This window comes from Methanoregula sp., from assembly GCA_026625165.1.
In the GTDB taxonomy this organism is placed as follows: Archaea; Halobacteriota; Methanomicrobia; order Methanomicrobiales; family Methanospirillaceae; genus MVRE01.
Genome location: CP112999.1, coordinates 1661184 through 1682004, shown reverse-complemented (window position 1 = coordinate 1682004; position 20821 = coordinate 1661184). Strand labels below are relative to the sequence as shown.

At 50.1% G+C, this 20821-nt stretch carries 21 protein-coding genes and 1 tRNA gene; 10 read left to right on the top strand and 12 right to left on the bottom strand.

What is annotated here, in order from left to right; all coding sequences use genetic code 11:
• The first annotated feature begins 6 nt into the window (after nucleotides 1-6).
• From OS112_08810 to OS112_08795, 4 genes are read left to right on the top strand one after another with little or no spacing between them, the layout of a single operon-like run.
• On the top strand, nucleotides 7-2646 hold the full coding sequence (locus OS112_08810; GenBank protein ID WAC04552.1) for a DNA-directed RNA polymerase subunit A': 2640 nt from the start codon (nucleotides 7-9) through the stop codon (nucleotides 2644-2646).
• A complete protein-coding gene (gene rpoA2, locus OS112_08805; GenBank protein ID WAC04551.1) occupies nucleotides 2646-3815 on the top strand; it encodes a DNA-directed RNA polymerase subunit A'' in 1170 nt (389 codons plus the stop codon). The genes OS112_08810 and rpoA2 overlap by 1 nt, the downstream gene beginning before the upstream one ends.
• An 11-nt stretch (nucleotides 3816-3826) precedes the next feature.
• The gene (locus tag OS112_08800) at nucleotides 3827-4117 is read left to right on the top strand and encodes a 50S ribosomal protein L30e (protein WAC04550.1); all 291 of its coding nucleotides are present in this window, start codon (nucleotides 3827-3829) and stop codon (nucleotides 4115-4117) included.
• A 1-nt stretch (nucleotide 4118) separates the two neighbouring features.
• On the top strand, nucleotides 4119-4583 hold the full coding sequence (locus OS112_08795; protein WAC04549.1) for a NusA-like transcription termination signal-binding factor: 465 nt from the start codon (nucleotides 4119-4121) through the stop codon (nucleotides 4581-4583).
• Nucleotides 4584-4768: 185 nt separating this feature from the next.
• Here OS112_08795 and OS112_08790 read toward each other — a convergent pair.
• From OS112_08790 to OS112_08775, 4 genes are all read right to left on the bottom strand, one after another.
• A tRNA-Arg gene (locus OS112_08790) sits at nucleotides 4769-4843 on the bottom strand.
• A 104-nt stretch (nucleotides 4844-4947) separates the two neighbouring features.
• A complete protein-coding gene (locus tag OS112_08785) occupies nucleotides 4948-5127 on the bottom strand; it encodes a hypothetical protein (GenBank protein ID WAC04548.1) in 180 nt (59 codons plus the stop codon).
• Between the two features lie 170 nt (nucleotides 5128-5297).
• Complete coding sequence (locus OS112_08780; protein WAC04547.1) at nucleotides 5298-5696, bottom strand: DUF473 domain-containing protein; 399 nt, start codon at nucleotides 5694-5696, stop codon at nucleotides 5298-5300.
• Between the two features lie 5 nt (nucleotides 5697-5701).
• Nucleotides 5702-6457: a proteasome assembly chaperone family protein gene (locus tag OS112_08775; protein ID WAC06165.1), complete on the bottom strand. Its 756-nt coding sequence runs from the start codon at nucleotides 6455-6457 to the stop codon at nucleotides 5702-5704.
• A gap of 71 nt (nucleotides 6458-6528) precedes the next feature.
• On the opposite strand from OS112_08775, the gene OS112_08770 reads away from it, so the two are divergent.
• Nucleotides 6529-6846: a DUF5611 family protein gene (locus tag OS112_08770; protein ID WAC04546.1), complete on the top strand. Its 318-nt coding sequence runs from the start codon at nucleotides 6529-6531 to the stop codon at nucleotides 6844-6846.
• A gap of 787 nt (nucleotides 6847-7633) precedes the next feature.
• On the opposite strand, the gene leuS is transcribed toward OS112_08770, so the two are convergent.
• Both leuS and OS112_08760 read right to left on the bottom strand, forming a co-directional pair.
• A complete protein-coding gene (leuS, locus tag OS112_08765; GenBank protein WAC04545.1) occupies nucleotides 7634-10414 on the bottom strand; it encodes a leucine--tRNA ligase in 2781 nt (926 codons plus the stop codon).
• A 43-nt stretch (nucleotides 10415-10457) separates the two neighbouring features.
• A complete protein-coding gene (locus OS112_08760) occupies nucleotides 10458-12404 on the bottom strand; it encodes a PINc/VapC family ATPase (GenBank protein ID WAC04544.1) in 1947 nt (648 codons plus the stop codon).
• 252 nt (nucleotides 12405-12656) lie between these two features.
• Here OS112_08760 and OS112_08755 point away from each other — a divergent pair, with 252 nt between their 5' ends.
• Entirely contained in the window at nucleotides 12657-13085 is a 429-nt protein-coding gene (locus OS112_08755; GenBank protein ID WAC04543.1) for a hypothetical protein, read from the top strand.
• Nucleotides 13086-13259: 174 nt separating this feature from the next.
• On the opposite strand, the gene OS112_08750 is transcribed toward OS112_08755, so the two are convergent.
• The 3 genes from OS112_08750 to OS112_08740 form a co-directional block, all read right to left on the bottom strand.
• Nucleotides 13260-13538, bottom strand: a complete 279-nt coding sequence (locus tag OS112_08750; protein ID WAC04542.1) for a hypothetical protein — start codon at nucleotides 13536-13538, stop codon at nucleotides 13260-13262.
• Between the two features lie 149 nt (nucleotides 13539-13687).
• Entirely contained in the window at nucleotides 13688-14059 is a 372-nt protein-coding gene (hisI, locus tag OS112_08745; protein ID WAC06164.1) for a phosphoribosyl-AMP cyclohydrolase, read from the bottom strand.
• 4 nt (nucleotides 14060-14063) lie between these two features.
• Nucleotides 14064-15254: a peptidase A24 gene (locus tag OS112_08740; protein ID WAC04541.1), complete on the bottom strand. Its 1191-nt coding sequence runs from the start codon at nucleotides 15252-15254 to the stop codon at nucleotides 14064-14066.
• Nucleotides 15255-15471: 217 nt separating this feature from the next.
• On the opposite strand from OS112_08740, the gene OS112_08735 reads away from it, so the two are divergent.
• Nucleotides 15472-16083: a hypothetical protein gene (locus OS112_08735; GenBank protein ID WAC04540.1), complete on the top strand. Its 612-nt coding sequence runs from the start codon at nucleotides 15472-15474 to the stop codon at nucleotides 16081-16083.
• Between the two features lie 93 nt (nucleotides 16084-16176).
• The gene (locus tag OS112_08730; protein ID WAC04539.1) at nucleotides 16177-17304 is read left to right on the top strand and encodes a 4-vinyl reductase; all 1128 of its coding nucleotides are present in this window, start codon (nucleotides 16177-16179) and stop codon (nucleotides 17302-17304) included.
• A 118-nt stretch (nucleotides 17305-17422) separates the two neighbouring features.
• Here OS112_08730 and minD read toward each other — a convergent pair whose 3' ends face one another.
• The 3 genes from minD to OS112_08715 all read right to left on the bottom strand — a co-directional run bounded on the left by minD (nucleotide 17423) and on the right by OS112_08715 (nucleotide 19531).
• A complete protein-coding gene (gene minD / locus OS112_08725) occupies nucleotides 17423-18208 on the bottom strand; it encodes a cell division ATPase MinD (protein WAC04538.1) in 786 nt (261 codons plus the stop codon).
• 74 nt (nucleotides 18209-18282) lie between these two features.
• Nucleotides 18283-18705 (bottom strand): hypothetical protein, encoded by a 423-nt coding sequence (locus OS112_08720; protein ID WAC04537.1) that lies wholly within the window; start codon nucleotides 18703-18705, stop codon nucleotides 18283-18285.
• Between the two features lie 190 nt (nucleotides 18706-18895).
• The gene (locus tag OS112_08715; protein WAC04536.1) at nucleotides 18896-19531 is read right to left on the bottom strand and encodes a hypothetical protein; all 636 of its coding nucleotides are present in this window, start codon (nucleotides 19529-19531) and stop codon (nucleotides 18896-18898) included.
• Between the two features lie 226 nt (nucleotides 19532-19757).
• Here OS112_08715 and OS112_08710 point away from each other — a divergent pair, with 226 nt between their 5' ends.
• Together OS112_08710 and OS112_08705 are read left to right on the top strand one after the other, a co-directional pair.
• Nucleotides 19758-20105, top strand: coding sequence for a roadblock/LC7 domain-containing protein (locus OS112_08710; GenBank protein WAC04535.1), 348 nt, complete (start codon nucleotides 19758-19760; stop codon nucleotides 20103-20105).
• A 2-nt stretch (nucleotides 20106-20107) separates the two neighbouring features.
• The gene (locus OS112_08705) at nucleotides 20108-20809 is read left to right on the top strand and encodes a roadblock/LC7 domain-containing protein (GenBank protein WAC04534.1); all 702 of its coding nucleotides are present in this window, start codon (nucleotides 20108-20110) and stop codon (nucleotides 20807-20809) included.
• The last annotated feature ends 12 nt before the right edge of the window (nucleotides 20810-20821 follow it).

Sequence of the window (20821 nt, the reverse complement as noted above, 5' to 3'; positions counted from 1 at the left end):
TGTGCCATGCCAAGCCCAAAACGTATTGGAAAAATAGAATTCGGATTACTCTCCCCCAAGGAGATCCGCGAGTTGAGCGTCAGGAAAATTATCTGGGCTGACACCTATGATGATGACGGTTTCCCCTACCCACAGGGGCTCATGGACCTCAACCTCGGAGTAATCGACCCGGGGCTCCGGTGTAAGACCTGCGACCAGAAGGCGAGCGAATGCCCGGGACACTTCGGGCATATCGAACTTGCAAAACCCGTCATCCATGTCGGGTACACGCGTCTGATTCGAAAACTGCTCCGTGTCTCCTGCCGTGCCTGCGGGAGGATACTGCTGTCTCCGGATGAGGTTGAAAAGGTCGTCGGGACAGAGGACGACCAGACCGGAGACCAGATCTCGGAAAAGGACATAAAAAAGGAACGGATCTGCCCTCACTGTGGTGAGCAGCAGCTAAAGATCAATTTTGAAAAACCCACGACGTTCTCCGAAGTGCTGGTTGAGGACGGTAAAAAAGTCGAGCACAAGCTTACGCCTGCTGATATCCGGGCAAGGCTGGAAAAGATTCCGGACGGCGACCTTGTCTCGCTTGGGATAAACCCGGCAGTCGCCCGCCCGGAATGGACGATACTGACAGTCCTTCCCGTCCCCCCTGTCACCATGCGCCCGTCAATTATCCTTGAGAACGGGCAGCGTTCGGAGGACGACCTGACCCATAAGCTCGTGGACATCATCCGCATCAACCAGCGGTTCAAGGAGAACCAGGATGCAGGGGCACCCCAGCTGATTATCGAGGACCTCTGGGAACTCCTGCAGTACCATGTAACCACGTACCTAGACAACGAGGTCGCCGGGTGTCCCCCGGCACGGCACCGGAGCGGTCGTCCCTTAAAGACACTTTCCCAGCGCCTGAAAGGCAAGGACGGGCGGTTCCGTGGTTCACTATCAGGCAAGCGTGTGAACTTCTCCTCTCGTACGGTCATATCCCCTGACCCAAATATCAGCGTGACCGAAGTGGGTGTGCCCCGTGCGGTCGCAAATGAGATGACAATCCCGGTCCGGGTCACATCCTATAACATCGAAGAGCTCAAGCAGATTGCACGGAACGGTCCGACCCGCCCGACCGTAAATGCTCCCTGCGGGGCCAACTATTGTATCCGGCCGGATAACCGCAGGCTCCGGCTTGGTGCAGACAACCTTGATACGGTCGCTGACATGATCGAGCCCGGCTGGACAGTCGAACGGCAGCTCAGGGATGGCGATGTTGTGCTGTTCAACCGGCAGCCCTCCCTCCACCGTATGAGCATCATGGCTCACCGGGTCAAGGTCATGGAAGGCAGGACATTCCGTCTCAACCCTGCCGTATGCCCGCCATACAATGCGGACTTTGACGGGGACGAGATGAACCTCCATATCCCCCAGACCGAGGAAGCGCGGGCAGAGGCATATATCCTGATCTCGGTGGAGGAAAACATCCTCTCTCCCCGGTTCGGCGGGCCGATCATCGGGGGCATCCATGACCATGTCTCGGGCATCTTCATGCTTACGCACGGGTTGCGGTATTTCAAAAAGGAAGAAATGCTGTACCTGCTCCGGTTTACACCTATCGAGCATCTCCCCCCGGTAACAAAGGAGGAGAACGGTATCGAGCACTGGACCAATAAACAGGCATTTTCCCATATCCTTCCCGCGGAGCTCAACATGGTCTTCCATGCTAGCTCCTGCAAGAACTGCGAGACCTGCAAAAAGGAGCTCTGCGAACGTGATGCATATGTCAGGATATTTGACGGCAAGCTCGAGTCCGGCACTATCGACAAGAAAGCGATCGGCGCATTCGATGGCCAGATAGTTAACCGCATCATCCGCCAGTACGGCATGCGGAGGGCCGCTGAGTTCATCGACGACCTGACCAAGCTCTCGATCCGTGCAATCATGCTCGACGGGTTCTCTTTCGGGATCGATGATGAGGACCTTTCCAAGACCGAGTACGGGCAGATCGAGGATGTGCTCAACAACGCGGTGCTGGACGTTGACCGCAGGATCAAGATCTATGAGGACGGTCAGCTGGAACCGATGCCCGGGCGTACTGTTGAGGAAACCCTTGAGATGCAGATCATGCAGGTGCTGGGCAAAGCCCGTGACCAGACAGGACAGATCGCGGGCAGGCACCTCGGGCTTGGCAACAGCGCCGTGCTCATGGCGGAGAGTGGCGCCCGTGGCTCAATGCTGAACCTCACCCAGATGGCAGGTTGTATCGGCCAGCAGTCGGTGCGTGGGGAACGCATCGTCCGAGGGTACGATGACCGCACCCTGCCGCATTTCCGGAAAGGTGACCGGGGCGCTGATGCCCATGGGTTTATCAAGCACAGCTACAAAGGCGGCCTTTCACCGACTGAGTTTTTCTTCCACGCTATTGGCGGTCGTGAAGGTCTTGTGGATACTGCGGTACGGACATCGCAGAGCGGGTACCTCCAGCGCCGTATGATCAACGCCCTGCAGGACCTTAAGGTAGCATACGATGGCACCGTCAGGACGACGGGCGGCCGCATCATCCAGTTCCAGTATGGAGAAGACGGTACCGATCCCACCAAGAGTGCCTTTGGTGAACCTGTAGATGTGAAAGGGATTGTAGAGAGCATTCTCAAGGAGGAAGTCTAATGATTTCAGAAAAGTTTGTAAAAAAGATTGAATCAGCGCCACTTCCTCAGAAGACAAAGGATCAGATGCGCGGATTTTTAGAGGGAAAAGACCTTACTGATTCCCAGTTCAAGCAGATATTCGATCGTGTGGTGCGGGAGTACCAGTCCACCCGGATTGAGGCATGCGAAGCGGTTGGGATCATCGCCGCCCAGTCAATCGGTGAACCAGGCACCCAGATGACCATGCGGACGTTCCACTATGCAGGAGTGGCAGAGATCAACGTCACGCTGGGACTACCCCGCCTTATCGAGATCATGGATGCAAGAAAAGAGCCCAGCACCCCCACGATGACAGTCTTCCTTGACCCCGAGTATGGCAATGACCGGGACCGTGCGCGTGAGGTCAGCTGGCAGATAGAGGCGGCACCGCTTCATGAGTTTGGGGACATCACCACAGACATGGAAAACATGCAGGTTGTTGTCCATTTGAACACCAAGGTCTGCGACAAGAGAAAGATCGCACCCAAGGAGATTATGGACGTCGCGCCAAAAAAGATGCGCGACCGCAGGCACTACCGGGACTTCGACCACAAGATCGATGAGGCAAATGCCACGATCATATTCCTGCCAAAGGATCCGGAAAGCTACCAGAACCTGTTCCAGCTTGCCGAACATGTGCGGAACGTAATCGTGCAGGGTATCGATGACATCCTGCGCGTCGTCGTCAGGAAGGAAACCGGAGAGTATATCCTTTATACTGAAGGCTCCAACCTAAAAGATGTCTTTGAGGTTGCCGGCGTCGACACCACGCGCACCCGGACAAACAACATCAGCGAGGCTGCCTCGGTGCTGGGTATCGAAGCGGCAAGGAACGCGATCATCTATGAGGCACTCTCAACCCTCGGCGAACAGGGTATCCTTGTTGATGTCCGTCATATCATGCTTGTTGCGGATATGATGTGCATGGATGGCGAAGTCAAGCAGATTGGCAGGCACGGGATCGCCGGTGAGAAGGAGAGCGTGCTCTCGCGCGCCGCCTTTGAGGTAACGGTCAACCACCTGCTCGATGCAGCTGTCGCAAATGAGGTGGATGAACTGAGTGGTGTGACTGAAAACGTCATCGTAGGCCAGCCGATACAGCTGGGAACGGGCGACGTAAAACTGATTGCAGTAAAACCTGAAAATTAGGTGAATTACAAATGGATTTTAATGCTTCATTACGCAGAGCGATAAAAACCGGAAACGTCATATTAGGCCAGGATAAAACCCAGAAATGCATCCAGGATGGCAAAGCGCAGATCATTGTCGTCGCACAGAACTGCCCGGAGAAATTCAGAACCCAGCTGAAAAGTTACGAAAACATTTTCATCCACACGTTTGAGGGTACGAGTGTCGCGCTCGGTAAAGCATGCGGCAAGCCCTTCATGGTAAGTACGCTCGCTGTCGTGGACCCGGGAGAGTCAGATATTCTTTCCCTCAAGAGGGCATGATATGCCTGAAGTAAAACTTACCGAAGACAGCATGCGCCTGATCTCCCAGTTCGAGAGCCTGACAGGTGCAGGAAGCCGGGACTGCGTCATAGATGAACGCAACGGCAGGTTAATTTTCGTCGTCAACCCCGGGGACATGGGGCTTGCGATAGGGAAGAAAGGCACCAGCATCAAGAAAGCTTCAGAAGTGATGGGGAAGAAGATTGAGGTTGTCGAATACAACAGCAATCCCGAGCAGTTCATTAAAAACTGCTTCTTACCGGCACAGGTCACTTCTATGATGTTTGAAGGCGAACCCGGGGAGCAGACCGTCCAGGTCAATGTCCGGGACGAGGACCGGGGTATTGCGATTGGCAAGGACGGAAAAAATATTTTCAAAGCAAAAAAGCTCGCATTGCGCCAGCACAACATCATGGACGTGCAGATCCTGCAGAAGCCTATGATGGAAGAGCAGGCTGCCCAGTAATTTTTTTAATAATTTTCATTATTTCGCAATAATAGATCTCCTCAACCATTGTCATTATTTGCAGCTGTATTTGCGACATCATATTTGTGATATCACTTCTTGTCGGTTTTTCCCTCCCGGGGAGATGTTCTAAAAAGTAATTATAGTAAAAGAAACGCAACTCTCTTTGTCAGAGAAAAAAAGAGCGGGCCTGGGGGGATTTGAACCCCCGACATCCGGGTTAGAAGCCCGGCGCTATGTCCAAGCTAAGCCACAAGCCCCGACGCCTATTACATACGTACTGCAGGATAATTAATATGTGTCATGGGATGCCTTGTCCTGTTACGATATTGTATCATGAAGCGATAATGGGGGAAGAAAGGGATTACTTGCGTTGGAGAATCCTGTTGATCCTGTCTGCTTTCTCGTGAATTTTCTGGATTTTATCTTCTGTTCTCTTGATATCAAAATGCGAGATCCCGAACCAGATTGCAGCAAAGCCGAACCCGAACATAATCAGATTGAGGACGATGTAATAAAAATTATCGACATGCCTCACGACCATATATACACTGTAAAGGGCAAGGCAACACCCAAACAACATTATACTCAGTATCAGCAATTTTGTAAACAAGTCGTCCCCGTCTTTTGCTTTTTTTTCTGTTGATTTTTCTGTCATGGCACTCACAACCCTGTCTTTTATAGCCTGAAATCTCTCAAAGATGAGATTCTGCCTTATCCGGCATGATAACATGAGGACTTGAGCACCTCAACCTCGGTTGCCTGGCATATCCCCTCATGATACACTTCCTTGACGACCGATGAAGCGCAATATTTTACCTGAACACGTGCAGATGTCCTTTCCCTCTCCTCATAATGCAGGCCGTGCACAAACTCCACAATTCGTTTCATCGTGATATTGACCGAGAGCACATACACGCATATCCCGGTATCCCCTGGGGCAAGGTCTTCCATGTCAATAGAGGTCATAAAGAGATGGGTCTCTGGACCTGGAATGATATTTGCGACCGTGACGATATTATGAGTGCTCTGGAGCTCAAGCGTGCGGGGGCGTCCTGCCCGGATCTCCTTGAGGATATCAGGAGAGATACTGGTTAGTGCGGGACATTTCATGGCAATCACCCGTACATAGGCAGGTCTTTTTTCGGCGCCTGCTCTGCGGACTGCACTTCTTCGGAGAGCTTGTGCATGCTCTGTTCGATCTCCACTGCCTGTTCAAGGAGCGGACGTGTATCGAGATTCAGGTTATACATCTTGTTTAGCACGTCAATTGTCACTGCTGATGAACGGGGATCCGGTGCATTAACCGTCTCGCCCAGCAGGCCGTACGCAGGGATTCCACGGATCTTGCATTCGGTAAGGAGGCTCGATGCAATTCCAGAGATGCTTCCGATCGGCAGGATGAGTGTATGATCTGCGATCCGCTGTAAGGCATCGGGAGTTGTCGCTACACCAAAGACCCTTTTTTCCGGTTCGTTTGTGATGATGCCGGCGATCGTCACCACCTCCTTGGGTTTGAACGGTGCGAGCCAGTCCATAATCCCATTCGAAACCTCATAGCAGATCATCGGGTGGATCGGGATATCGGCAACGATTGCAGCGATATTGTCCTTTGCATAAATACGGACCGGGTCATTGATTACCCCTTTATTCATCATCGCAAGGGGAGGGAAAAATTTTGAGGTCATCGTGCCGATAAGATCAAACTCCAGCTGGTCAACCAGATACTGGAGCGCGATGCTGCCGACAAGACCGCTCCCCGGGAATCCTACAAGGACAGAGGTATCCGGTGAAGGGAGTGGTTTTGATAAGATTTTAATCTCGTCTCTTTTTAACGCTTCAACAGATTTATGGATTTCTCCAAGTCTATTCATTATATTTTTGATATCTTCATTGTAATCCGGGGTCATTAGATTAACATATACGCACATGCTAAAAAAGTATTATGCAGGAATATCCGGTGAAACGGGGACTAAACAAAGATCTTATCGTGCGGATGACCACAGAGATGAAGAACTGTTTCGGAGTCGAACCGACCGAATCAGACGGGACGTTCCGGATCAGGTATGGCGCTTTAAAAAGGCTTGATGTAAAGGCGGGTGACGGAAATAAGACCGTCATCATCGATACTGAATCGGATATGACGGTAACCGATGATGTGATTATCGATACAAACAAGCGGTTCCGGAAGTACCTTGATGCCGTGACGGGCTTCTCGACAAAAGAGCGGGTGAAGCGGGCAAAAAGCCCCGGGGAGGAGTGACCCCGAGAGTATAAAAAATCTGCAGGGTGGCGGGGCATACATGACAGACGAAATGCTCTTTATTGACGGCAGACAACCAGTTTGTATGTGATCTGTCATGCCTTTTTGCTCTGAATGTGGTAAGAGTGTCAAGCCAAACGCGAAATTCTGCAGGAACTGCGGAGCGCCCCAACTTGATGCGTCTCAACCGGAACCTCAGGCTCCATTTCCCATCGTCTCGCAACCCCCTCCGCCACCACCCCCCTTTACCCCCCCGCCTCCTCCGCAACCGATGCCCTCTGCACCGGTTCAGGATCAGACGCCACGTTGTTCCATGTGCGGTGCACCGCTGAACCCTGACAGGAAGTTCTGTGGTTCCTGCGGCTCCCCAATCGTGACCATACCCTCCGTTCCTGTACCTGATCCTGTCGCCACCCAGCCTGTGTCTGCAGCGGTAATCCCAACTGTCTGCTCTTCCTGTGGAAGTCCCCTGTCCGGAACGGAAAAATTCTGCGGGGTATGCGGGGTCCCGGTAAATCAACAGCTGGTTTAGCTCCCAACCGTGTAATCCCAAATGAAGGGAATCACGGCACCTGGTCTTAAATTCAAAGAAGTGGGAATGGGGGCTCTCAAATACCCTGAATTCATCCTCGTTGTTGATATAATTTAAGGGGAAATCCGGGGTTTTGACCGGTGTGGATGGATGGTTCACGGTATCTTTAAACCGGTCTGTTGTAAAAAGATGTAACTGCCATCCGGCTTTTCCTCCGCAGGCAGCGTGAGGATCAGGTTTTTTTAAAAGGAAAATTTACTCGATTACAATCGCCGGTTTGAATGGCAGGGATGTTGCTGCTTTCACGTGAGTGGCACTCTCCGCATCCGTGATGTGGACAGGCACCCCGAACTCTTTTTCAAGGAATGCCTGTGCCTGTTCAAAGACCGAATGCTCATTGACACCGTCGGTTGCAATCAATTCCACGATCTGCGGTGGCAGGCGGTGGATAAGGGTGGTGCACTGCTTTGCCGTATCGGTCGCCTCTTTACCCCGCCTCCGCATCGCCTCATCCTTCATGACCTCGCGTATAACGAGGTTCTTGTCAGGTGCACGGGCAATCGTATTGAAGATATCATGTTTCCAGGCAGGCGCCAATGCGATAGTGATTGACCGGGGGATGATCTGGATGAGTTTTTCGATCGATTCAATATCCACGACTGTTCGCAGGAGCAGTTCCTCGGCAAGTTCGATCCGGCGGTTTTTGAGTTTTTCATCTGCAACCGGCCATTCTGCAAACGATACAAGGCCCTGGCCCCCGATATCATCCCAGAGTTTCTCACATGTGAAGGGGATGAACGGGGCGAGCAGGCGGACCCATGCAGAGCAGAGCAATCGGAGCATCCTGCTGCCGTCGCAGCCTTCCGGCAACCGGCGGCGGTACCACTTCAGGTCGTTTTCAATCCCGAAATATGATTCCTGCAGCGCCTGCCGGGTCTGGAAATTATCGAGAGCTGCAGTGGTTTTTTCGATATGATCCTGCAGCCGGCTCGAAAGCCAGAGATCGATGTCTTTTGGCTCCCCTCTCTCATCCTTCATCTCGTGAACGGCATTATAGAACCGTTCGATCTGCTTTTTTGTGGAAATGACCAGTTCGTTTCTCCAGTCAAAGTCCTGCCATGGCTCGGCGCTCCCCATCAGGAACATCCGCACTGTATCGGCACCGAATTCCCTGACCGCATCCTCAAGCAAAAAGACATTGCCCTTGGACGAGGACATTTTCGCGCCGTTCAACAAGCCCATCCCAAAGACAACCATTCCTTTGGGCAACTTGTCTTTTGGGAAGATAGTCACATGATGAAATAGCTGAAAGGTGAGGTGGTTGGAGATGAGGTCCTTTGCAGAGAACCGGAAATTGTACGGGTACCAGTACAGGAACTCCTTTCGCATGGCATCCAGTTTTTCTCGCTCCGGCAGGTGGGGAGACTCTTTTCCAAGGAATATATAGTCAAAGACGTCTGGTGTAAGGACTTGGGGGTCCATAGTCCTGATCCGGTGGGCGATGGTGTAATACGCCATATAGATGGTCGAATCGGATAACGGTTCGATGAGCTGGGTGGTGTCCCACGGGAAACGTGTACCAAGTCCGACCCGGCGGGTACACGCCCAGTCCTTGAGCCAGTCCACAGTCCGGTCAAACTCAACACGGACCTCGGGAGGGACAAGCGCCATATCCTCGAGATGGCCGGATACCTGCTTCTTCCATGCCGGGTCACTGTATTTCAGGAACCACTGGTCATGCAGGATCTTCACCTTAACCCGGTTTCCGCACCGGCAGACCACGGGTCTGTTGTCAAACTCGTACATGACCACCGACCCGTACTTCTCAGTCATGAGCGCAGCAACCTCATCGCGTGCCACCCGGACTGGTTTTCCGCCATACTTTTCGAAGAGCTTGCCTTTAGCAAACTCCGCAGAGTAGACCTCATGCGTTATCGCATCCATACGGGTATCGAGCTGATTGGCGATGCCTGCCTTTTCGATTGCGTCCTGCGCCGGAATTTCACCGTATCCTTCGACTTTTATCAGCGGCACAGGCATGATACCCGTATATCTGCCCTGTCTTTGGAGGTCGCGCAATGCAATGTAATCGAACGGTGCGTGAGCCGGTACGCTCATTACCATGCCTGATGCCATATCCGGGTCGACAAAGTCTGCCGGAAGGATTGGGACTTCCCCACAGAGCGGGTGGGAGACACTTTTATCGATCAGGTCTTTACCGGAGATCTCTTTCTCAACAATGACTGCATGATCCTGCAAATTTAGCTTTTCTGCAGCTTCATGAGAGATCACCCAGGTTTTGTTATCGACACGTGCCCGCACATAGGTCACTGCCGGATTCACCCAGAGGTTGGTGACGCCATGAATTGTCTCAGGGCGCAGGGTTGCGGTCGGAATCATCGCATCGCCGAACCGGAACATAACCAGCGTAAATTTGATCACTTCTGCGTTGTCGCCTTCCAGAAGGTCATGGTCGCCGACCGGGTTGTCATCATACGTACAGTATCGTACAGGATGTGCCCCTTTGGTCACATGTCCTGCCCCGTAGAGATGTTTCCACTGCCATTCGATAAACTTCGAATAGGTCGGGTCGACCGTGGTAAACCGGCGCCGCCAGTCAATGGAAAGGCCACAGGCAGTCATAACGCGCTGGTATTCATCAGAAAAGTGTTTGACAATTGTCAGGGGTTCATTGAATTTTGCGAGGACGTCCGGCGGGACCTTGTAGAGATCACGGTAAAGCCTGATGGTCTTTTCATCATTTCTCGCGATCCGTTTTGAGATCCCGATTACCGGTGCCCCGGTGACATGGAACGCCATCGGGTAGAGAACCTGTCGCCCCCGCATCCGCCAGAACCGTGCGATCACATCGGGAACAATATACGTTCTCCCATGCCCGACATGCATGGCGCCGCTCGGGTAAGGGTACGCAACCGTCAGGTAATATTTCTCCTTGTCGGAAGGGTCCGGTTCAAATGCATGGGTCCATCGCTCCTGTGCTTTCTTTTCAAACCCGCCAAGATCCAATCCGTTCAATTTTGTGTCACCTTCTTTATTAAGACCAGTCAATGTTCACCGATCATACCGGCCGAAGTTTGATGACTTCTCCTGAAGAATGACGCCGGATCATCTCCTGGGCTATACTTGAGTTCTTGGCAAGGTGGATCTCACCGTTTTCATTCACCGTAGCAGTGAAGAGGTATTCCTTACCCGCAAAGACATCTACGATCTTGCCATTATGCTCAGGGGCGACAATCGTTAACTGTTTTTTATCGATATGGATCCTGACACCGCCGCCAAGGTTGAACTCCTCCTCCTCTTTTTTCTGCTTTTCCAGTTCATTCCTCGGTTTGATATCGATTCCTATACCAATCTTGTTGACAATGGCAGATATGTTCTTGCCGCCCTTCCCGATTGCGGCTGGCACATCCTTGTCATCGATATACACGACCGCTTTGGTGTCACTGATCATCTGCACATCTACTTCACCGTCAGTGTATCTCCCGATCTCACGCTGTATCTCCTTTTCAGAGAGCTTCCATCCAGTTCGTTTCTCGCTCTCCTCCCGTGGTACTGGTTCCGTTGCAGGGGTCCGGACCTGTGGGACAACCGGGTCCAACGGCGCGGGGGGGCTTGTCCGCAGTAACGCTTTTGCGGGCGCATCTTTCAGTTCAGCCGCATGGGTTACCGGTATGATGATGGTCTCGCCATCGTACCGGAATACGTCATAGGCAAGCTCCTTGGACTCGTACTCAGTTACGGTCGTGACGGGGCGGATATACATCTCGTTTGTCATCCCCTCCGGCACCTTGACGGTAAACCCGACATCATAGATCTTGGTGATAACACCCTCTTTGACAAAGATGATGGTATTGATAATCTGCGAGAGGACACCATAGTCAACGCGATCCGAGAACCTCTGGAGGGCATCCCTGACATCTGTGGCATGGACAACGCCGACCATCCCCATACCAGCAAGACGCATGTCAGCAAACGTCCTGAAGTCCTCGTTTTTGCGCAGCTCGTCAAAGATAACAAAATCGGGGCGGATGAGCATGAGTACATCGGCGGTGTTCTGCATGCTCCCGTCAAGCATGGTGTACTGCGTAATCTGGTCAGGCACCTGAAGTTCCCTGGGGGCTTCCATTGTCTTAACCACAAACCCGCTGTCGCACAGGTAAGTCGCAACACTCTGCGCAAGTGTCGTCTTTCCCGACCCTGGTGCACCTGCAATGATCATCCCGCGTTTCTCGCCGGAAAGTCGTTTTTTGATCACATCTGCCTTTGAGTAATCGTTGAGGGTTACATCCACGATAGGGCGTACTGCGGTGATCTCCATGCCGTCAGAAAAGGGGCGGCGGGCGATCGCGATCCGCATTGACCCGATCTGAACGACGGTGATTCCGCGCTTTTCCACCTCAATGAAACCATCGGGGTTCCGCTTTGCCCGCTCAAGGATCTCCTGCGCCAGTGCCCGGAGTTCGTATTCAGTGGTCGGCTGATCTCGTATCTGGACGAGTTTCATCGCGCTGATCGTCCCCTTCTTTGCGACAGGACAGACGCGTTCTTTGAGGTATATGGCGATCGTGTGTTCGTCAAAGAACTGGTCGATGCCCAGCGGGACAAAATCCGTAATCTGCGGTTTGAGGTACGTGACGTTCAGCCCTTTTGCCCGTGCTACTTCCGCCTGCACACTGTCGCTTGTAATGAATTGTGCTGCATTCTCGATCGCGATCTGGCGGATCATGGCATCGATCTCTCCGCCGCTTGCCAGTTTCACCTGTTCCAAGGAAGGGCGTTCTCCGGAGAATTTGAGCTCGATTACTTTTTCCTCTGCCAGCCTGCAGAGCGACTGGAGCTCGTTCAATCCTGAAAATCCGATCTCCCGTCCCTGATTTGCCTGCGCTTCGAGTTCCGCGACAACAGCTTCAGGAATGATTATTGTTGAACCATTATAATCCCCGGTTTTTATCATCGAGGTGATGCGCCCGTCGATAAGGACGCTTGTATCCGGTACCATTCTCATAAAAAGTCCGCTCCTTTATTGCTATTCCTTGTGTATTGGTCACTATTCTATTCCTCGGGTTCAACGATACAAAATCGTTGATGTGGTATTGGTATGTGCACAAACATTTATATAAATACGGGAAATGATTTGAGCAATCCATACCGTTTTTCGGATCTGTAGGGACCGTTCCCTCCAATTTGTTCATGATCCCGTGGCAAAAGATGCAATATTTAATATAAACCATAATCTGATATCTCACCGGATACAAATATGGCAGTAAAAAGGTCTGGCTTCCTGACAGAACAGCGGCGGGAATACCTTGGCATGTCCCCAAAAGAACGGGAAAGACACTATTCTGAAAGCCAGAGGATTCAGTTTGATAATGCAATCCGCGAGCAGGCAGCCTTGGTATTCGACGATCTGATCCTTATTGCCCGGGAATATGACAGGAACGGATTAGGGCAGATCTTCTCAAAAGAGGCTATGGAGAACCTGCTGGGTCCACTCATGGACCGGATCGGTCTTGATGAAATTGACGGTGATGAACGGTATTATCAGGTCTTTTTACAAGCGATCGAACAGCGGATCCACGAAAAATATATGGAACAGAACCGGTTCTTCAAACTTGAATCTACCCATTACCCAATTATGCCCAGCAAGCCGGCATACCGTGATGTAAAAGCATACATGCGAAAATGATCAGGACCGGGCACGGATACAATCCATTTCAGTTTCATGTCTTAATGATTTCATAAAAATGTAATCTTAATAAAAATCTTTTAATCCTGAATAAATTGATTTATAATCGATCTATAACGGGTATATGATTCTGGTTCGGATATTATTTTCACCTGCAGGATATCATGAGATGATTCAGCCATAGTCTTTTTTATTCCCACTGGTCAGGAACAGGTATAGCGCCGCAATAACAAGGATATAACCGCATGTGCGGGCTGTGATCAGGGCGCCTTCCCAACTGATTCCAAAGCCAAGGATGGTATAGATATGGGAGATACCAAAAAGTCCGAATGCAATACCAATGAGCAGGGCACTCATCTCACCATTACGTGTGTAGACAAGAATACCGAGGATAACTATGATCACGCAGAGAATCGTATTGATCATGGATACCAGATCAGGGACAAAAACCATGCCATCTCTCCTCAATTTATGTTGAGATATCTGGAAAAAATAACTATATAATTGTATCATTTAAAATTGCAGCCGGCCAGTAATACACGGGAAAAATTGTTGAAAAAAAAAGGCGACTGAATTGCATCGGCCGATAATCGAGTGGAAAATCAGTTTTTCCCAGGTTTTTTGACGTATACCTTATCGGGATCAAATACTGGTTCAGAAATAACTTCACCTTCAAGGGTGCGGTAAAAACAGCTTGGATAGCCGGTATGGCATGCGGCACCGGTCTGTTTCACTTCGTAGATCAGGCAGTCTCCGTCACAGTCAACGAGGATCCGCACAACCTTCTGGACATGCCCGCTCTCCTCTCCCTTCTTCCAGATCTTATTCCTGCTCCTGCTGTAGTAATGGGCAAACCCGGTTGACCGGGTAAGATCGACAGCCCGTTCATCCGCATATGCAACCATCAGTACCTCGCAAGTCCTTGTATCCTTGACCACAACAGGAATCAACCCATCAGCAAATTTCAAGGGAATCATTTTACGCACCACTTACAATTCTCATAATCGTAAAGAGGAAATCGCCGAATACAATCGCACTGACCAGACCCGCAGTGATCGGGATGATGAACGGCACTGCATACGAAATCCAGACCAGACCCGCTTTACGGTACATCGCCAGCTGTGCAGCGTACTCTTCGGGGTGTTCGCGAAGATCCTTGGTATAGACCCTCCCCTCCCCGGTATACATCCTGCGTATCGCATCGAAGAACCCGATGAATTTCCGTTCCACCTCGCCATTTCTATCCTTGAAATCCTCCATCACGAAGCCCCACGATTTCTGGATCTCGTCACCCTTAACCGGAAATCCGAAGAACAGGTACATCAGCGGGGCCCGATTTCCATGGATGATATTGATCAGGAAGATCCCGATCGGGGCGACAAGGTTGAGGATGAGGGCATTGATCAGGACGGAGAACGCGAGGAAACCAAGCGGCGGGACTCCGAGGAGCGGGGTTACCGGAAACACCGGGATACAGAACGAGATGAATATGAGGGCCCACGCATCAGCCCCCCCAAAGAAGTGCAACCTTCCGAAAATATAGAATACCCCGCAGAAGACTGAGAGGAAGAGGATAGAAAGCGCCGGCATCCCCCAGGCGCCGTAGAATAAAAGACCGGAGGTTATCATAAAGATCATGATAAGCAGAACGAAATACCAGCGGCGGATCGCTTCAGCAGTGCCAGTCTCAGGCTTCGGTGCAGCCCGCTTCCGTTTCGGATTCCCCTCCCCACCCCGGCCCTGTTGGTAAACCAGGTATGTGACATAGGAGATGATCCCGGCAAACATTGCGTACCATGGGAGAATCTGGACATTTGCATTGCCGGCGAGGACAAACCACGCGAGGACCGGCAGGACGAGGACGATCGTGAGATATATAAAGACCGCGGATTTCCGGTAATACCATACCAGACCAATCGAGTCCGTCCTTCCCCGGTTGTCAAGGTAATCGGCATACAGGAACGTCGCGATGAGCGAGAGGTACCCTGCGACAAGGCTCCCGTTACCAGTCTTTTCCCAGAGCAGGTATCCCGTGCAGGGGATACCTACGCACAGCATCGGCATCCAATACACGAAAGGCACGCGTCGATCCCTGATATCGAGATACGAAGCATAACCTAAAGTGGCAAGAACCGCGAGCGAAGATACCAGCATCTCGATGACAATCATACCTGTGTTCAATCATTTTCTTCCGGTAACACTTATGGTTGGCGATGCATTCCATGATTTTTTCTGCTAATCCAACGCATTGTCGTAAATTATGGGTTTTTGCTGGTATAATAAAAAAAGGAATCCACAAATTAATATGATGCAAGTGTCGTATATTCCGTAAACACAAACCGGTTATTTTCCCCGGTTCGGTTCAGGTAAAGTGTGAAGGCTTCCCATGAAAATTCAGGAATTGCTGGAAAACATCCTGAAAGGATCGCAATATCTCGGGACATTTGACCTGCTGGAATTGATGCAGTATGCATCAGCACGCAGCATCAATGGCATCGCAGTTGCAAAGGGTAATGGACGGGACATGTACCTCGCGTTCATTGCAGGCGAAGCTGAGGGAGCGATCTACACCGATGAGAAAGGGGTGCTGTTCGGGGACAAGGCAGTGCTGATGGTACAGCCAAAGGAAAAATTCGTACTTACAGAAAACAGGCCGGATGTTGTCGAAGAACTTGTCATGGGGAGCAGAATCTTCGATAAAAACCGGTTGAAAAAGAGCATTTCGTACAATATACCTGAAATCGGGGGGCCCGCAGGTGGTATCGGGGTACTCTCGATCACGGTGAAGAAAGAAGGTGTCCCGCAGAATGGGATCCGCGTCTCGATAAGAAAGGACGGTAGGATTCTGGGAAGCGATATCACGACAAGTGATGGTACCGTAAGGTTCAGGATCGCATTTGGGATCTATGACTGCATCGTACAGGACAAAGCCCAGATGGTCACAAAATACCGGATTGAGTTTGACGCATCCCATGCATCCGTCCCGCTTACGATGTGATTTTTTAATCTTCCGATTCTAATTCTTCTCCCTTATTTTTTTTAAAATTTCAAGACGAAATCCTTTAGTAACTGGACTGCAGAGCTATGCACCATGGAAAAAAAGAAGATCGGGCGTGAGGATTTTGAAGCCCTTCTTAAAGGTGAAAAAGACATCACACCATACATCGAGTTGAATCCTGTCACCGGTTCATATTCTGTTTTTGGTGTTAAAACAGCAAGCAACCCGAATTATCTTGTTAAGGCAATCTATGAAATGTATGAAGCCAACCTCGGCAGAAAACTTGCAGTTCAGGCAGTCCGAAAGCTCTTCAGGTCTGTTGGCATGGGATCTGTCGGACTCGACAATCTGCTAAAAAAACTTGGCATGGATCTCAAACCGGCTGAATTTCTGATACTCGTGTTCAAGCTCCAGCACCAGCAGGGATGGGGTGCCCCGTTTGAACTTGTTGAGCAAAGTGACAAACGGATCAAACTACGCACAAAACAGACCTTTGAATCACAGGTCATGAAAGACTGGAACATGCCGGTATGTGGCCTTCACCGGGGCTGGATTGAGGGGGTCCTGAGTGCAGTTACCGGCAAAAACTGGTTCTGTCTTGAGACCAAATGCCACGCACAAGGCGACGATGCGTGTGAGTTTGTTGCCGATCAGGTCGAATCCAGCTGGAAGTTCAAGGCGCAGGCAATCGTGAAAGGCGACTCCGCCATAACAGAATATATCGAGCACAAACCCCTTGAAGGCAAAATCAAGCTGATTGATGACCCTGTCGTCATGATGCCACGCTTCATCTTCACATCCATGATGAACTCGTTAAAAAAGACGATGGGTGAGATGCCGGCGGGTGGGGTCAACTACCGTGCATATATGGATATGGGTAAGGAAAACGTTGGGCACTACAAGAAGATGGGAATCGATAAACCCAATATCCTCTCCGACATGGCATTTGCCTTCTACTCCCAGATGGGGTGGTTCAGTATCATCAAAACGGAATGGAATGAAGCGGCAAAAACCAAAACGATGACGCTTTCGCATACGGTTGAGTCCGAAGCGTTTGGCAGTATCGGCAAAAATGTCTGCTTCTGTACAGCCGGGCTTCTTGCGGGCATCATCGAAGGTTCGTTCGGTATAAAAGTTCAGGCGCGGGAGATAAAGTGCCGGTCCAAAGGCGATGAACACTGTGTTTTTACCATCACCAATAAACCCGAAAATCCCCAATAATCTCTATTAAAAATTTTTAGAGCCCCTTATTTTTTCAAAATAGATTGGAAATTACAATATTGTCAGATAATAAAAAGAACCTCTATCCGTGAAAATCAATAAAAAATAATACTGGTATCTATTTTCTCTTAAACAGGGCTTTTGAAAACCGGTCGATAAACCCTTCCCTCGGAATGGCGCTTTTTTCTTCCTTGTATGCGACCCCGATTAGTTCCGAAGCGATCCGCTTGAATGCGAGGCTCGCAGGGGAGGTAGGAAATTTGAGGACGATGGGTGTCTTTGCCGCTGACGCCCTGCGCACATTGGAGTCTTCGGGAATAATCCCGATCACTTTTACGCCAAGGACTTTCTCCATCTTCTTGGTGATGACATCGATCTTGTCCTGGTCAACCCGGTTGATGATGGACCCGAGCACCTGCCCCCCGACGACTTCGGTGAGAATCTTGGTCTTGAGGGCGTCGACAATTGATGAGAGTTCTGGGTTCACGACAAGGATGACTTCATCAGCAACAGCAAGGGGGACCACACCATCCTTACTGATGCCGGCAGGAGCATCGATGATTAAAAACTCACACCGTTTGATAATATCTGCCATCACATCCCGGATCCGTTCGGGATCTGCCTGCTGGAACCCCTGCAATGAGAGCCCGCTCGGGATAACTTTCAGTCCTGCAGGCCCTTCATAAATCGCTTCGTTCAACGTGCCCTTGCCGGCAAGTATCTCATGGAGGGTAACCGGTGCATCCTGGAGGCCAAGGATCAGGCCGACATTTGCCATCCCGATGTCCGCGTCCATCAGGAACGTCTCTTTCCCGAGTTGCGAGAGTATCGTTCCAAGATTGACTGAAACAGTTGTCTTCCCAGTACCTCCTTTACCGGATGCAATTGTGTATACCTTGACCATTCAGCACCTGTATGATTATGTGTGATTTTATGCCAGATTTATATAAGATTATCCAATTTATCTTCATAATTCAGTTATAACCACCACTGTAAAATACCTTTTGTATCTTCCCGTATTTCTTTTTTCCAGGTTTGAGGCAGATCCTGTTCCTCTCGGATGATCCCGATTATATGCGCCTTCTTGTGATAGAGTTCAAACAGGCTGACCCCGGACTCACCGGTTGCTTCCTGGTGTTTGACGATTTGGCTGTATCGTGCGGCATCTGCCTGAACATCGCGGTCAGTGGAAGATGCAATGACAAGTCCGTCATCAGAAGCAAGAGTAATTTCAAGAATCGAATATTTTTCAGCAAGTGCCCGCAGGCTGTCTGTGATATTAACGCGGTTTTTTAAAAGTTCGATTTTTTTCCGGTTTTTTTCAGGTTCCTGGAGCACGGGTTTTACCGGATTTTCCGGTGCCTGACTGAATTTTGCCGTATCACTTGCGGGATATTTCACTTTTGATACAAGTTTAAAGATCTCGTCTGCAGGAGGCGCTTCAATAACCTGTTCACGCTGTTTTTTGAATTTTTTTATCTGGAACCATGCAATGAGTATGGTAAGCGCGATGATGATACAGACAATGATTATGGTGATGATATCGGTAATCTCGAGAATGTTGAATTCGATAAAAATCCCTCACAAGGTTTTATTTTTCCATCAGGTGGTCGAGCTCGAGCTGTTTAAGAATAACTTTAGAATCCCTTCGGATTTTTTGTGTAACGTCCTCGATGTCCATGGAGTCGAAGGTTTCGAACTCCTTCTCCGCTGATGTGAGCGGAGGTTCTTGCGACGTGCCCTGTTCCTCCCGGATTTGTTTTTGGGCATCCGATGAATTACCTGTTGTCAGATTTTTACCAGGTTTTGCAGGCACTGGTGCACCGGGCGGTGCTACGGGCAGGGTCTTCATGAAATTCTTTTCTTTTGGCACCGTCCTGCTTTCCGGTTCAGGTTTTTGAATGGCTCCCTGCCACCCTCCCTTCCGCACATAGGCATGTTTATTGAAATCAAGTGCCAGCTGCATCTGTGTACCATCGAGATCGGAAAGCACTGCATCAATCACCTGATCCACAATCGACCGAGCCTCATCGATCGCAGGGTCACCATACTGCTCCTGGACTTTTGCAAGGATTATTGCCCCTCCTTTGAATACCATAGTGCCATTGACCGTGTTTGATGAAAACGAACAGATGCCGGAAAAACCTGATGTTGCCATCTCATTAAGGATCTCTCCCAAAGGGACTTCTTTTTTTATTGAGCGGAATTTTCCGCGTGGGAGCTGCATAGTCACTCTATTGTCATCGTTTTTGGGTTTAAATCTTATGAGTTTTTTTTAAAAAATGCCGGAAAAAATCTTTTTTTAAAGAGACCTAATTAGCAGCCAATTTATTGAAACCAGGAAAACCGTGCAGATTTTCCTTCTTTTTTTAAAATAAATCCTGCATTTCATCGTTTAGCCTAAAGTATTAATAGAACAAGACGAGAACAATTCAATTATCAGTGGTGATACGATGTTAAAGCCGTTACTCGAGGAATTTTTGAAAGTTGAAGGAGTATCAGCAGCAGTGGTTGTTGGAAGGGATGGGTTTGTTATTGAGAGTGCGGTCTCGGGAAAGGTCGATATAGAAGCACTTGGCGCCATGGCATCGACGGGTCTTGGCACATCGGAAGCAATGGGCACAACGCTTGGGAAAGGAGAACTATCCCAGATGCTCGTTGAGCTGGAAAAAGGTCCAATCATCCTTTCACCACTCTCCGCAGATGAACTGATTGCGATAGTTGCTGACAGCTCCTCCAATATTGGCAGGATCCGGTACGAATTAAAGAAAAATAAGGAACGGATTATCGCTGCCCTATAATCATGAAACTTCCAGCAGGGACCGATGGCGGGGTTATTACAGACCCGCAGGGTGAGGAAGCAAACCAGCAGCTGATGGGATTCAGGGGAGCAGTTGAGATCGATACGCAGCTGGGGCAGGGCTTCCTGCTCACCAATCACGGTACCCTGATTGCTGCATATTTTAAGGATATGAGTGGTTCGTTTAAGGGAAAATCAGCCCTCGACCACATGGGTTCCGTCCAATCCGATGAGGCAGGATATCATCAGACATTCAAGCTCCGCTTGTATAGTGAAGACGAATTCCAGAAAGCGGTTGAAGTATGCGACAACGAAGGACTGATGCTTGGAATACAAAAAAAAGAACCGGTGGCGCACCTCCCGCATCTACTTGACGAAACAAAACTCAAAAAGATGCTGACCCTTCCCGGGGTTATCGCCATATCAGCGTTTTTTGAGGGTTTTTCAGTCCAGTCGCTGGGAGAAGCAGATTTCGAGCATGTTGCTGCACTCGCAGAAGACCTGCTGCGTGCAGGGTTCAAGATCACCAGGGAGATGGATATGGGCGAGCTTGACCAGCTTATCCTTGAGACTGCCACAAACAAGATCATCATTGCGCCATGTGGTGACCTGTTTTTATGTGTGTTTACCCATAACGACGCTCAGCTAGGGCTGGTCCGGGTGGCGATAAAAAATCTCCAGTCGGATCTTGGGGGAGTAGCCTGAATTCTGGCTTTA